Raw genomic sequence first — 13,894 nt, forward strand, 5'->3', positions numbered from 1 at the left:
TTTACATCCCCATCACTGGTCTAGACATCTAGCTAACAAAATTGATACACTATAAAAAAAGGAGGAATCCTAATGTCCATCTCTGTACTTAAGCACGCAGACATCTATACAGAACAAGGAGTCATATCCAATGGATTTTTATATATGCAAAATGGAAAGTTGTTGGCTGTATCCCAAGAAGAATTAGATTTTAGTCCTGTTGAAGAAATTTCTTTGCCTGCTGGTGTAAAAATTGTTCCTGGATTTATTGACATTCACATACACGGTGCTGCCGGAGCGGATGCCATGGATAGCTCGGAAAACTCTCTAAAAGCCATGAGCTCTTTCTTACCAAGTGAAGGTACTACTAGTTTCTTGCCAACAACGATGACACAAAGCCCAGAAAATATTGAAAAAGCATTGAAAGTCATTAACGTATTTTCAAATACCGTTTACGATGGAGCTGAAATTGTTGGGGTCCATTTGGAAGGCCCTTTTATCAACCCTTCCAAACGTGGCGCACAGCCTGATACTCATATTAAGAAGGCGGATCTTGCCTTATTCAGGAAATGGCAGGAGTCTTCAGGAAATAGTATTAAACTTATAACTCTTGCACCTGAAATGGAAGGAGCCCTCCCAATCATTCGGGAGCTTTCACAAAATGATGTTATTGTTTCGGTGGGCCATTCAGATGCAACCTATGATGAAGTAGTTCTAGCAATTGAAGCGGGTGCATGCCACGTTACCCATTTTTTCAATGGCATGAGCGGCCTCCATCATCGTGAACCTGGTGTAGTTGGCGCCGGGTTGCTAAGGAATGAGCTTACTGTTGAATTAATTTGCGACGGGATTCATTTTCGCCCTGAATTAATTAATCTCGTCTTACAAACCAAGGGAATCGATCGTGTAGTTCTAATCACAGATTCCATGAGGGCGAAGGGATTAGAAAATGGCCAATACGAACTTGGTGGGCAAGCCGTTCTGGTTAACCAAAATAAAGCCTCATTAGGCGATGGTACTTTAGCTGGAAGCATCGTCAGTATGATTGATTGTATCCGGATGGTACATTCCGTTACTGACCTTCCACTAGAAGACGTCATCAAACTGGCAACCGTCAACCCTGCAAAGCAAATTGGAATTTTTGATAGAAAAGGAAGCATTGCTCAAGGTAAGGATGCTGACTTGGTTGTATTAAATGAACAATTAGAAATAGTGATGACCATTTGCAGAGGGAAAATCGTTTATCATCAACCACTCTAATGAAGCGAGGGAATGGGATGGCAATACAGATCATTAAGGCCAATGATTATGAAGAATTAAGCGTACTTGCTTGTAAGAAAATTACTGAAATCATAAACCAAAATCCAACAGCAGTATTGGGATTGGCAACGGGGAGTACGCCAGTGGGTTTATACAAACAATTAATCCAAAGCTATAAGAAGAATGACCTTTCCTTTACAGATGTTAGGACGGTCAATTTAGACGAATATATCGGTATATCTAAAAGCCATAAAAACAGTTATCACACTTTCATGAAAAATATGCTTTTTTCCCACATCAATATTATAGAAAGTAACACTCATATACCGGATGGAACTGCTGTAAACTTGGAAATGGAAGGCTTTAGATATGAGGATCTAATTCAAGTATTAGGCGGTATTGACCTACAGATTTTAGGGATCGGACATAATGGTCATATTGGATTCAATGAACCAGGCACAAGCTTCCATGAACGTACACATATTGTAGAGCTTACAGACAGTACAAGGACAGCCAATGCCCGTTTCTTTAAATCTCTAGACGAGGTCCCTAAACAGGCTATCACGATGGGAATCGGAACTATTTTAAATAGCAAGGAAATTCTTTTGCTTGCCTCAGGAGATTCGAAAGCAGAGGCTGTTAAAAGATTGCTAACAGGAGAAGTCTCGATTGATTTCCCAGCATCAGCATTAAAGAACCATCCTTCAGTCACCCTAATTGCTGATAAAGACGCACTTTCCTTAGTTTGAAGAAAGGATGAATCTCAATGATCAATAAGCAATCTCCTGTGCCGATCTATTACCAGCTAGAGGAATGGATGAAGCAGCAAATCGAGCAGGGTAAATGGAAGGTTAATGAAGCCATCCCTTCAGAGCGCGAGCTTACCGAACAGTTTGAAGTAAGCAGGATGACCGTTCGCCAAGCACTTTCCAACTTAGTCCAAGAAGGAATCCTTTTTAAGAAAAAAGGGTTAGGAACATTTGTGAAAGAACAAAAATTTGAACAGGTCCTACAAGGACTTACTAGTTTTTCAGAAGAAATGGTTAAGCGAGGCATGACTCCAAATAGCATTTTGATAAACTTTGAGAAAAAAGCAGCTACTCCCCAACTAGCCGCACAATTGGCATTAGGAACAAATGAAGAAATATATCAAATTGAACGAATCAGACTGGCAGACGATGTTCCCATGGCATTTGAAACAGCCTACCTTCCCGCTCATCTCTTTGGAGATATGAAAAAAGAGGATGCATACGGGTCACTCTATGAATTTTTGCAAACACAAAAAGGACTCCAAATCCAAGAAGCCAAACAAGATATTGAAGCCATCCTAGCTGATAATCGATTGGCAGAGTATCTAAATATTGAAGTAGGTTCACCCATTTTACAGATTATTAGAACGGCATACTTACAAACCGGTACTCCTTTTGAATATGTTCGAACTGCATATAGAGGAGATCGATACCGTTTCAATCATCAAGTAACCAGGTATTGAAATCAATTATTATCTAACCAGGGGGCCCGCCCCATTTTCACCTTTTGATCATATAATAATATTGATTCTATCCAATAGAGGTGATCATAGATGAAAATTGTACTGGACGCAGGCCATGGATTCGAAACGCAAGGGAAACGTTCTCCCGATGGAATGAAGGAATACGAATTCAATCGAAAAGTCGCTCTTTATGGAAGGGACTTGCTTTCTCAATACGAAGGCGTGGAGGTTATCTTTACTCATTCAGATCAAGATGATGTCCCACTTCAAACACGGACGAATAAAGCAAATTCTATAAAAGCGGATCTTTTTATTTCTATCCATGCAAATGCTTATGGGAGTGGTGGATGGAGTACGGCTGAAGGTATCGAGACTTTCGTTTACACTAGTCAACCAAAGGAAGCTATGTCATTAGCTCAAAAAGTGCATCAAAATCTCATAGTAGCCACTGGATTAGAAAATCGAGGAATTAAAACAGCCAACTTTCATGTTTTGCGTGAAACTTATATGACCGCTATTTTAGTTGAGTGTGGATTCATGACAAATATAGAAGAAATTAAGCTTCTTAGAAGTAATTATTATCAAAAGACCTGTGCAGAAGCGATTGTAAAGGGCGTTGCTCAGTATTATAAATTGAAGAAAAAACAATCTAAACCTACTACTTCAACACCAAAAGCCCTACCTATAAATAAAACCTCAACTTCATTATATAAAGTCCAATTGGGAGCATTCCAGAACAAGGATACTGCTGACAAATTGGCTGAGCAACTGAAAAAGGCTGGCTATGAAGCAATAGTAGTAAAAGAAAGTTAGACTACATAAAAAACCACTCTACAAGCAAGAGTGGTCTTGATAGTTTAAAATGATTCACTGCTATTGGGCAAAATAAATACTAGCAGCCCATAAAGAATCAGTATTGGGAATACTCCCGAAGTAATTAGGGCTACTGCAAATAGGACACGCAATACTGTACTGTTCAAACCAAGATATTCAGAGAGTCCTCCAATAACTCCAGCTAATTTGCGATTATTTTTTGAACGGGTCAGTTTCTTTGACACATGGAACACCTCTCTTAGACTATTTTACTCATTATTTCGTTTGACCGTAATCGATCCAGTCTTCGTATCTGCAACAATTTGAAGCTTATGAAAAGCCGATTCAATCATTTTGAATTTCAATGTTTTTTGGGCAACTTCATTTTTTTCTTCTACTATTTGTATTCCCGAAAGGTCCAGGTTAAAACCACCCAAATTGGACTTCAACTCCCCTTCGACTGCGGCTTCATTTGGAATGAGCAAGTCGACACTACCTGTAACGGCCTTCGCTACTATCGACTGAGCTGCTTTATTATGAAGCTTCAATTTAATATTCCCATTAAATGTTTGTAAGTCAGCGTAAACGGAAGTACCTTCTGCTGAAATAGCACCATTGATGGTTTCAACTTCAAGCTTTTTGAAGGAACCGGAGCTTAATTCGATATTCCCATTTGCTGTTTCGAATTCCCCCAATTCAGCAGCTGCATTTGAAATGAGAATTTTCCCATTCGCTGTTTTCGCATTTAGGGATTGAACCTTCAAATTCCCAGCTGAAATGGCACCATTGAAAAGACGGATTCGGACTTTATTATATTCTTGAATAGGCACGAATACCTTTGCATCAAATTTCATCCATTTTTGTTTGGTATTCAATTCAAGACGATTATTTTCAATAGTGAAAGTAGTTCCTTCTAGAAGAAGTTTTCTCGCTTCATTGACTTCATTCGTTCGATAAACTTTCGCTTGGCATTCTACCCGGACATCACTTTGGTCCCATGGAATCAACTCCAACTTTCCATTAGCAATATCAATATCGATATCTTCAAAACTCGCATCCCCATGCTGAAAGATATGGGATACTTCCACTGACTGACCAAGTTTGAAGTCTAAATCAAGCTCTTTTACCTTGTCTAACACCGTATGGACTGCATCGAATAATTTTTCTTTTAAGGAATGTGTTTTCTTGTGTGCAGTTTCTTCAGTTTTTTCACCTGCATCGATTACTACAGTGGAAAGACTAGTCACTACCTCTTTTTCCTTTTCGGCTTTCACCTTTTCTGCCTGATCAAGTTCTTCTAATAGTTTCAAAGCCTCTTCTGTAGAAATCTTTCCTTGTTGAACCAATTCTAATATCTTCTTTTTCACTTCTACCATAAGACTCCACCCCTTCTAATGGTTTGCTAAAATCTTAATACCACGAACGATATTCCAGATGAAAATGATGAAAGAAGCAAGACCTGAAAGCACTAACGAAATCATCATTAAAATAGGAAAACCAGAACCTACAGTGAAATCAGCAAATCCCGCAACGATAGCTAACGGAATGAATACAAGCGGGATGATATGCGATAAGAAAGCTGACTTGGCATGATTTTTTACGAAGTGATCATCCGATACAAAATACACGATTATTGGCAATAAAAAAGGTGCAAAAAACACACTGAAATAATTTAATGAAGCTAATACTTTATTTGTTTCCATCCTTTAAACTCCCCTTTTTCCCTCTTTCGTTTCTCACAATATTTACGCGTCATAAGGATAAAAGTTTCATAATATCAGTCAACTGCCGATAAATGGGAACTTCTTTTTTCGACAAATGCTTCTGACAACATTCTCAAAAGAAAAAACGATATTTCCTTGGAAATACACTACTCCGGGAAGAATTAATCAAACGTTTGATTAACAGCGTAGATGTCGAGTCTTGGAGGGTATTAGCAATTCACGTCAATGTAACACCAGGCTTATTTAGAGAGTAATAGGCTATTTAACATATATACGAATGAAAAAGCGAAAAAGACCTGCATTAGAAGTAAGTAGTTCCGAGAATGAGCAGAAATAACATTTTAAATAAAACTATATTATGCAATTGAGATCATACCCTCATTTACAAAAACCAACGCTCAGGATTCTGCTCTGAGCGTTGGTTTTTAATGTTGATGCACTAATTAAAATATCCTTTACCTGCAAAATTAATCAGATAACATCATTAATACATTCCTATATCTATAAGAAATTTTGTAATTAATTTTTAAAAGATAATCCATTTTCCATCAAAGCAGACCTAAGTTTAGGTAAAGAAGCTGGTCCCATACCGTGAAATTGCAAAATTTCTTTTTCAGTATATGTTGATAGTATTTGCAAAGAGGCTATTCCATTGTGTTCCAAAGCACGTCTTGCAGGGGCCGATAATAGTGACAGAAATCCATTATCGGGTTTGCGTTCTTGTTCACAAGTGGGACAAGTTGGACAATCAGTGCTTTTATAAAATTTGTGTCCTTTGCTGCAAATTCTTAATTTTTTTTCAGAAGTTGTCATATTAAAATTTCTCCTTTGCTTTTAAATTAATTTTCAGATTAAAAGTAAATATTCATTGATATAGAAAAGACCAAATCTTATGGATTTGGTCTGCTGATTAATTTATGAATTACTATGTTTCTCTACAAAAAAGGAAACATTCACTCTAGAATGCAGGTCTTTGAAGGTTATTATACTCGCTCGTGTTCTTTTTCTTCTATAAACTTCTCCATGCGGATACGGTCACGCTCTAAAATTGGCTTTAAGTAACGTCCAGTATGGGAAGCTTCTACCTTTACAATTTCCTCAGGTGTACCTGTAGCAAGGATGGTTCCCCCTTTGTCTCCACCTTCAGGTCCTAAATCCACAAGATAATCGGCCGCTTTGATGACATCCAGGTTGTGTTCGATGACAAGAACAGTATCACCATTTTCCACAAGTCGCTGAAGAACGATCAATAGTCTGGCAATATCATCCACGTGCAAGCCTGTCGTCGGCTCATCGAGAATATACAGGGATCGACCTGTGGAACGACGGTGAAGCTCCGCTGCAAGCTTAACACGTTGCGCCTCCCCACCAGATAAGGTGGTGGCCGGTTGGCCTAGCTTGATATATTTTAAACCCACATCAAAAATTGTCTGTAGCTTTCGGTGAATCTTAGGAATGTTCTCGAAAAACTCCACTGCATCTTCTACTGTCATATCTAAGATATCTGAAATGTTTTTCCCTTTGTATTTCACTTCCAACGTTTCCCGGTTATAACGTTTTCCATGGCAAACTTCACAAGGAACATACACATCAGGTAGGAAATGCATTTCAATCTTGATAATTCCATCTCCACGGCAAGCTTCGCAACGTCCACCTTTCACATTGAAGCTAAAGCGGCCTTTCTTGTATCCTCGTACCTTCGCTTCATTCGTAGAAGCGAATACATCACGGATATCATCAAAAACACCTGTGTAAGTCGCAGGATTTGATCGAGGAGTTCGACCAATTGGTGATTGATCAATGTCGATGACCTTGTCTAATTGTTCAATTCCTTTGATTTCCTTATGCTCCCCTGGCTTTGTTTTTGCCCCATGAAGCTTTTGCGCTAACGCTTTGTGTAGAATTTCATTGATCAATGTACTTTTACCGGACCCAGAAACACCCGTCACTGAGATAAACGTTCCTAAGGGGAATTTCACTGACGCATTCTTGAGGTTATTTTCAGAAGCGCCTTTAATTTCTATGAAGCGTCCATCAGGTTTTCTTCTCTCAATCGGCAACGGAATGAATTTCCTACCTGATAAATATTGTCCTGTAAGGGAGTTAGGATCTTCCATAACCTCTTCAGGAGTACCTGCAGATACAATCGTCCCTCCATGAACACCAGCCCCTGGTCCTACATCGATCAAGTAATCTGCAGCGATCATTGTATCCTCATCATGCTCAACAACAATCAAAGTATTACCGATATCTCTCATGTTTTTGAGCGTATCTATCAAACGGTCGTTATCCCGTTGATGTAGACCAATCGATGGCTCATCCAGTATATAAAGGACACCTGTAAGCCTTGAACCAATCTGGGTCGCTAACCGGATACGCTGGGCTTCTCCACCAGATAACGTCCCCGCAGCTCTGCTCAACGTTAAGTACTCGAGCCCTACATTGGCTAAGAAACCGAGTCTTTCTTGGATTTCACGCAATATTAACTTTGCGATTTTCTGTTCTTTTTCAGTCAGGTCCAAGTGTTGGAAAAATTCGTTAGCTTCTTCAATGGAAAAAGCTGTTGTGTTCCCGATATGAAGACCTTGGATCAGTACGGATAAACTCTCCTGTTTAAGACGGAAACCTTTACACCCTGGACAAGGGTGCTGTGCCATATACTTCTCCATTTGCTCACGAATATAGTCCGAGCTAGTCTCTTTATATCTTCTTTCAACGTTACCGATGACACCTTCAAATTCAATGTAATTTTCACGGATTTGCCCAAAATCATTTTCATAACGGAAATAAATCTTATCTCCCTTGGAACCATATAAGATTTTATCCAGTTCTGCGGAAGGTAAATCTTCTATTGGAATATCCATATCTACACCATAATGGTTAGCTACTGATTTCAGTAATTGAGGATAGTATTGAGAACTAGTCGGTTCCCAAGGGGCTATCGCACCCTTTTCTAACGAAAGCCCCGGATTCGGGATCACCAAATCCTTGTCGACCTCTAATTTAGAACCTAAACCATCACAATCAGGACACGCTCCAAACGGGCTGTTAAAAGAGAACATCCTAGGCTCTAATTCTGTTACAGAAAACCCACATAATGGGCAGGCGTGATGTTCACTGAATAACAGTTCCTCTTCCCCAATGACATCGATGATCACTTTGCCATCGCCTAATTTAAGCGCGCTTTCCAGTGAATCTGCTAGCCTTGCCTGGATTCCATCTTTTATGACAATGCGGTCGATGATGACTTCAATCGAATGCTTCTTGTTTTTCTCCAGCTCGAGCTCATCACTAAGGTCATGGATTTCTCCGTTCACACGTACACGGACATAGCCTTGTTTCTTTATTTCTTCAATAACTTTGACATGAGTCCCTTTTCGACCAGACACTACTGGAGCCAATACTTGCAGCTTGGTTCTTTCTGGGTATTCTAGAATGCGATCCACCATTTGCTCAATTGTTTGAGAGGAAATCTCGATATTATGAATCGGGCAGGTTGGCCTCCCAATTCTAGCAAATAACAAACGAAGGTAATCATAAATTTCTGTCACTGTTCCAACTGTAGAACGTGGATTTCGGCTTGTTGTTTTTTGGTCAATCGAAATGGCAGGCGATAATCCCTCAATTGCATCTACATCTGGCTTATCCATTTGACCTAAAAACTGACGAGCATAGGCAGATAGCGATTCGACATATCGTCGTTGCCCTTCTGCATAAATCGTATCAAAGGCCAAGGAGGACTTCCCAGATCCCGATAATCCAGTCAACACGACTAATTTGTCTCTCGGAATCGTGACGTCAATGTTTTTCAAATTATGAACCCTTGCACCTTTTACAATAATCTTATCCATTGCCATTGTTTCGTCACCCCTCCGATTTCAACTCTAAAATAAGGTCACGAAGCTCTGCGGCACGTTCGAAATTCAACGCCTTGGCCGCTTCCTTCATTTCCTTTTCCATTTGTTCGATTAATTTGTCTCTTTCTTTCTTCGTCATCTTGTTCAGTTTTGCAGTTGGAGTATATTCTTCCTTCTCCTCTGCAGCATGTGTAGCCCTGATGGTATCGCGAATTTCCTTTTGAATCGTTTGTGGGGTAATGCCATGCTTTAGATTGTATTCTTCCTGGATCGCACGACGGCGCTTTGTTTCACCTATTGCTAGTTCCATCGAGTTGGTGATTTTATCAGCATACATGATGACATGACCATTCGCATTACGGGCAGCGCGTCCAATCGTTTGGATCAGTGAACGTTCAGATCTTAAGAAGCCTTCTTTATCTGCATCTAAGATTGTGACCAAAGAAACTTCTGGGATATCAAGTCCTTCCCTCAATAGGTTAATTCCTATTAGGACGTCATATTTGCCCATACGTAGGTCACGGATAATTTCAATCCGTTCAAGCGTCTTGATTTCGGAGTGTAAATATTGGACTTTGATGCCAATTTCCTTCAAATAGTCCGTTAAATCCTCGGACATTTTTTTCGTCAACGTGGTAACCAAGACACGCTCATTTACCTTGATACGATCTTGAATTTCACCGATCAAATCATCTATCTGCCCTTCAATTGGACGCACATCGATGGTCGGATCTAGAAGGCCGGTTGGACGAATGATTTGCTCAATCATCTCCGGTGTATGCTCAAGTTCGTATGGACCAGGAGTAGCAGAAACGAAAATGGCCTGACTGACTTTACTCTCAAATTCCTCAAAACGTAAAGGTCTATTATCCAACGCTGAAGGAAGACGGAATCCATGGTCAACCAGAACCTGCTTTCTTGCTTGGTCTCCATTGAACATTCCTCGAACTTGCGGAAGTGTTACGTGTGATTCATCAACAACGAGTAAAAAATCCTCTGGGAAGTAATCCATCAATGTGTACGGAGTGGAGCCAGCAGGTCTTAGCGTCAAGTGTCTCGAGTAGTTTTCAATACCAGAACAAAAGCCCATTTCATTCATCATTTCAAGGTCATATCGTGTTCTTTGCTCAAGTCTTTGTGCTTCTAAAAGCTTATTGTTTTCACGTAAACCTTTTAAACGCTCTTCCAATTCGTTTTCTATGTTTCCAATGGCGACCTTCATCTTTTCTTCACGGGTTACGAAGTGGGATGCAGGGAAAATCGCTACATGATCTCGTTCACCGATGATCTCCCCAGTGAGTGCGTCCACTTCCCGTATCCGGTCGATTTCATCACCAAAGAACTCGACCCTCATACAATGCTCGTCACGGGAAGCTGGGAAGATTTCCACTACGTCTCCGCGAACACGGAACGTTCCACGTTTAAAGTCAATATCATTTCTTTCATATTGGATATCTACCAGCTTATGTAACAACTGATTACGTTCCAACTCCATGCCAGTCCGGAGAGAAACGACCATTTCCCGATACTCTTCAGGAGAACCTAATCCATATATGCAGGAAACGCTCGCAATGATGACGACATCTTTCCGTTCAAATAAGGATGATGTGGCAGAATGTCGTAGTTTATCTATTTCATCGTTTACACTAGAATCTTTTTCAATAAATGTATCCGTTGATGGTACATAGGCTTCAGGTTGAAAGTAATCGTAGTAGCTTACAAAGTATTCTACTGCGTTATTTGGAAAGAACTCCTTGAACTCGCTATACAACTGACCAGCCAATGTCTTGTTATGAGCAATGACAAGGGTTGGTTTGTTAATTTCCTTAATAACATTTGATACGGTGAATGTTTTCCCTGTACCTGTCGCACCCAGCAAAGTTTGGTGTTTCTTACCTTGCTTGATTCCTTCGACAAGATTTTTTATCGCTCCTGGCTGATCGCCTTGTGGAGAATATTTTGAAACAAGCTGGAACACATCTTTCACTAAGAAAGCCTCCTAACAATAAGTCATGTAACTTACTTTACACAGATAGTTGAGACAGGCTGAATTCAGTACGAATATTAGTTTTCAATACTTACATTCTACCACAAATAGGATAAAACAAACCAACAAAAAGCGAACATTCATTCGATATTTTTTAATCCTTCTTAATAAAGAAAAAGACACCTTTAATCAGGTGTCCAGTTTTGACATATTCTTTATGCGCTTTTTACCGTTTTCCTTACTAAACGATTGGATAACCACAAACCAAAGGTAAGAGAAAAGGCATCGATAATGATTAGGTGCCAGCTGTTTGTATAGCCTTTATAAACGGAAGCTGCGATTAAAGCAACAGTTAAGGCCAATCCAACAAAATGGTTATATGTGACTCTGGTAAATAGAAGGACAAGCAGGGCAGGTAAAATGAGTGCAGAAATAATTTGAATCACGTTTGTTACTCCTTCCAGCTGAAAAATGAAGTTTATTAAAACTTATATATATATCGAACAGTACTTGGAGGCATGGTCTATGATTACTAACTATATAGCCAATATGGAAGTTTTACAACCTTTGACGGAACTTCTCCCGGTCCATGAAGGTTACTCGGATGTGGTGATCAGTTTCAACCTAATTAAGCCCCAGGATGAAGCCTTTCTGCAAATCGATAGGGATTTGATTTTAGGCGTTGACACTAAATCTTCAGATATTACCGAAAGAGCTTCGGATATTACCGAATTAAGGCTATTTATTACCAAATTGTTCCTATTTATTACCGAATAGTACATCGAAATTACCAAATCATGTTTTTCCTATAAAATAAATAGAGACTGGCTCCTAAAAAAAGATTTAAGAGTCAGTCTCCTATTATTTCGGAAAGATAATTTTTATCGCAGTTCCTTTCCCTACTACGCTATCCACATTGATTTTTGCCTGATGCTGGTCAATAATCCATTTGGCAATGGAAAGCCCTAAGCCTGCTCCTTCTGACGTTGTCCTTGATTGTTCCCCTTGGAAAAAGCGATCGAAAATTTTTGGCAATATATCTTTTTCAATTCCAATTCCATTGTCCTTTACAAGTAATTCTACGGAATTCCCAAGATTGCGACATAGAACATCAATCCGTCCACCCTCATTAGTAAACTTCATGGCATTATCGAGCAAGATCACTATTAGTTGATGGATTTTTTCTTTGTCACCCGTCACAGTCACCTGTTCCTCTGTATTCAGCTCCATCTGCTTACCTTGATACAAAGCAATCTCCGAATAGTTCTCTATAACTTCTTGGAGAAGTTCGGTTAAAGAAAAATCTTTTCGTTCAATTTGGATTTCATTCGAATCCGACCTTGTAAGCAGCAATAAGTTACTGACCAATCTTGTCAGTCTTCTACATTCCCTTATTATGACAGATATTTCTGATGCCTTTTCTTCAATTGTAGAATCTGGAGCCCTTAACAATAATTCAGATTTAGACTGAATGACTGCAAGGGGTGTCCTTAATTCATGCGATGCGTCCGATACAAATTGCTGTTGCTTGCCCCATGCTTCTTTTATGGGAATAAATGCTTTATCCGCTAAATAAAAACCTGCCGCAATGGAGACAAATCCTCCGATGATGGTTCCGATGGTCAAGATTAATTGGAGTCGATCCAGAAGCTCCTGTTCAGTATTTACATTCCGTAACAACTGGACTTTAACCTCTCCCATTGGTGTTTGAAAAGTATTCGCTATACTTCGAAAATAATATCCTTCAGCTGACTTCTCTTCTAATTTACCGATTTTCTCCGGCAAAAACTTATTACTATTATTGGCAAATAGACTATTACTATCGTTCCAATCTATGACTTTGTTATTCTCATCCCAAAGCAGCATCGTGATTCGGGGATCTCGTACAAATGCCGGTTTTCCCAATGCGGGATCCAGTGGGATATATCCGCTTTGGGCCACTTCTTCAAAACGTACCATCATCCGTTTGAGGTCTTCGTCTAAATCCGAATATAACAGTGCCTTTAAATAGGAATAAACGACCGTTGATAGGACTCCGATTATTAATATTAAGATGATTGAATTCAGGATGGTCAAACGGAATCGTGTTTTTTGAAACAATAGCCTATTCCCCTCACTGTCTGCAAGTATTTATCATATCCGAAAGGCTCCAGCTTTTTACGGAGATGGTGAGTGAATACTTCCACAACGGCTACTGAAGTGTCGGAGTCAAAGCCCCAAATCCGATCGTATATTTGTTCCTTCGTTAAGATTGTCCCAACATTCTGTATGAAAAACTCCAATAAGTCATACTGTTTTAAGGTTAATTTTAGTTTCACACCATTTATAGTGATTTCTTTTTCCCTTCCGTGCAACTCTATCCCCTCGAAACAAAGTGTCTGTTTCGTCGTCAAGCTACCGCTTCTTCTTAACATAGCACGAAGCCTTGCTTCTAATTCAGGAGCTTGGAAGGGTTTTACTAAATAATCATCCGCTCCAAAATCCAGGCCTTTTACCCGGTCTTCTAAGGAATCTTTCGCAGTGAGGAACAATACAGGCGTCCCTACCTTTTCAGCTCTCATACGCTGAATGATTTCAAAACCGTTTATCCCTGGTAACATGACATCCAGCACAATCGCATCATAAATGTTTTGAAGAGCAAGGAAAAGGCCTTCATCTCCATCTGATGCTATGTCCACCGTAAAGTGAACCGATAAAATATCCCTGATGGAATGAAGCAATTCTATATTATCTTCCACAACTAATATCTTCATAGAAACTCCTCCTCAACTCTCTTCAAAAC

14 protein-coding genes are annotated in these 13,894 nt (G+C 39.6%); 5 read left to right on the top strand and 9 right to left on the bottom strand.

The features are described from left to right. The first annotated feature begins 72 nt into the window (after positions 1-72). From nagA to G3O09_RS00990, 4 genes are all read left to right on the top strand, one after another. Positions 73-1,239 carry an N-acetylglucosamine-6-phosphate deacetylase gene (nagA, locus tag G3O09_RS00975; RefSeq protein WP_163099157.1) on the top strand — a complete coding sequence of 389 codons (1,167 nt, stop codon included), beginning with the start codon at positions 73-75 and terminating at the stop codon, positions 1,237-1,239. Positions 1,240-1,256: 17 nt separating this feature from the next. Then, the gene (gene nagB, locus G3O09_RS00980; RefSeq protein ID WP_338048395.1) at positions 1,257-1,988 is read left to right on the top strand and encodes a glucosamine-6-phosphate deaminase; all 732 of its coding nucleotides are present in this window, start codon (positions 1,257-1,259) and stop codon (positions 1,986-1,988) included. Between the two features lie 17 nt (positions 1,989-2,005). Continuing rightward, complete coding sequence (locus G3O09_RS00985; protein ID WP_163099159.1) at positions 2,006-2,731, top strand: GntR family transcriptional regulator; 726 nt, start codon at positions 2,006-2,008, stop codon at positions 2,729-2,731. 90 nt (positions 2,732-2,821) lie between these two features. Continuing rightward, positions 2,822-3,544 (top strand): N-acetylmuramoyl-L-alanine amidase, encoded by a 723-nt coding sequence (locus tag G3O09_RS00990; RefSeq protein WP_163099161.1) that lies wholly within the window; start codon positions 2,822-2,824, stop codon positions 3,542-3,544. A gap of 44 nt (positions 3,545-3,588) precedes the next feature. Here the strand turns inward: G3O09_RS00990 and G3O09_RS00995 are convergent, their stop codons facing one another. From G3O09_RS00995 to G3O09_RS01025, 7 genes are all read right to left on the bottom strand, one after another. Beyond that, positions 3,589-3,789: a PspC domain-containing protein gene (locus tag G3O09_RS00995; RefSeq protein ID WP_163099163.1), complete on the bottom strand. Its 201-nt coding sequence runs from the start codon at positions 3,787-3,789 to the stop codon at positions 3,589-3,591. A gap of 24 nt (positions 3,790-3,813) precedes the next feature. Continuing rightward, positions 3,814-4,920, bottom strand: a complete 1,107-nt coding sequence (locus G3O09_RS01000) for a DUF4097 family beta strand repeat-containing protein (protein ID WP_163099165.1) — start codon at positions 4,918-4,920, stop codon at positions 3,814-3,816. Positions 4,921-4,935: 15 nt separating this feature from the next. Beyond that, the gene (locus tag G3O09_RS01005) at positions 4,936-5,247 is read right to left on the bottom strand and encodes a magnetosome magnetite crystal formation protein family (protein ID WP_163099167.1); all 312 of its coding nucleotides are present in this window, start codon (positions 5,245-5,247) and stop codon (positions 4,936-4,938) included. A gap of 540 nt (positions 5,248-5,787) precedes the next feature. After that, the gene (locus tag G3O09_RS01010; protein WP_163099169.1) at positions 5,788-6,081 is read right to left on the bottom strand and encodes an RNA polymerase alpha subunit C-terminal domain-containing protein; all 294 of its coding nucleotides are present in this window, start codon (positions 6,079-6,081) and stop codon (positions 5,788-5,790) included. A 170-nt stretch (positions 6,082-6,251) separates the two neighbouring features. Beyond that, entirely contained in the window at positions 6,252-9,125 is a 2,874-nt protein-coding gene (uvrA, locus tag G3O09_RS01015; protein ID WP_163099171.1) for an excinuclease ABC subunit UvrA, read from the bottom strand. A gap of 7 nt (positions 9,126-9,132) precedes the next feature. Next, the gene (uvrB, locus tag G3O09_RS01020) at positions 9,133-11,112 is read right to left on the bottom strand and encodes an excinuclease ABC subunit UvrB (protein WP_163099173.1); all 1,980 of its coding nucleotides are present in this window, start codon (positions 11,110-11,112) and stop codon (positions 9,133-9,135) included. Between the two features lie 215 nt (positions 11,113-11,327). Continuing rightward, a complete protein-coding gene (locus G3O09_RS01025; RefSeq protein WP_163099175.1) occupies positions 11,328-11,558 on the bottom strand; it encodes a DUF2198 family protein in 231 nt (76 codons plus the stop codon). Between the two features lie 79 nt (positions 11,559-11,637). Between G3O09_RS01025 and G3O09_RS01030 the strand changes: the two genes are divergently transcribed. Beyond that, positions 11,638-11,889 carry a hypothetical protein gene (locus G3O09_RS01030; RefSeq protein WP_163099177.1) on the top strand — a complete coding sequence of 84 codons (252 nt, stop codon included), beginning with the start codon at positions 11,638-11,640 and terminating at the stop codon, positions 11,887-11,889. An 84-nt stretch (positions 11,890-11,973) separates the two neighbouring features. Here G3O09_RS01030 and G3O09_RS01035 read toward each other — a convergent pair whose 3' ends face one another. Both G3O09_RS01035 and G3O09_RS01040 read right to left on the bottom strand, forming a co-directional pair. Beyond that, a complete protein-coding gene (locus tag G3O09_RS01035) occupies positions 11,974-13,212 on the bottom strand; it encodes a sensor histidine kinase (protein ID WP_163099178.1) in 1,239 nt (412 codons plus the stop codon). Next, positions 13,185-13,865, bottom strand: a complete 681-nt coding sequence (locus G3O09_RS01040; RefSeq protein WP_163099180.1) for a response regulator transcription factor — start codon at positions 13,863-13,865, stop codon at positions 13,185-13,187. The genes G3O09_RS01035 and G3O09_RS01040 overlap by 28 nt, the downstream gene beginning before the upstream one ends. Positions 13,866-13,894: the final 29 nt, after the last annotated feature.

The organism is Peribacillus alkalitolerans, from assembly GCF_010882125.1.
GTDB lineage: Bacteria > Bacillota > Bacilli > Bacillales > DSM-1321 > Bacillus_BN > Bacillus_BN alkalitolerans.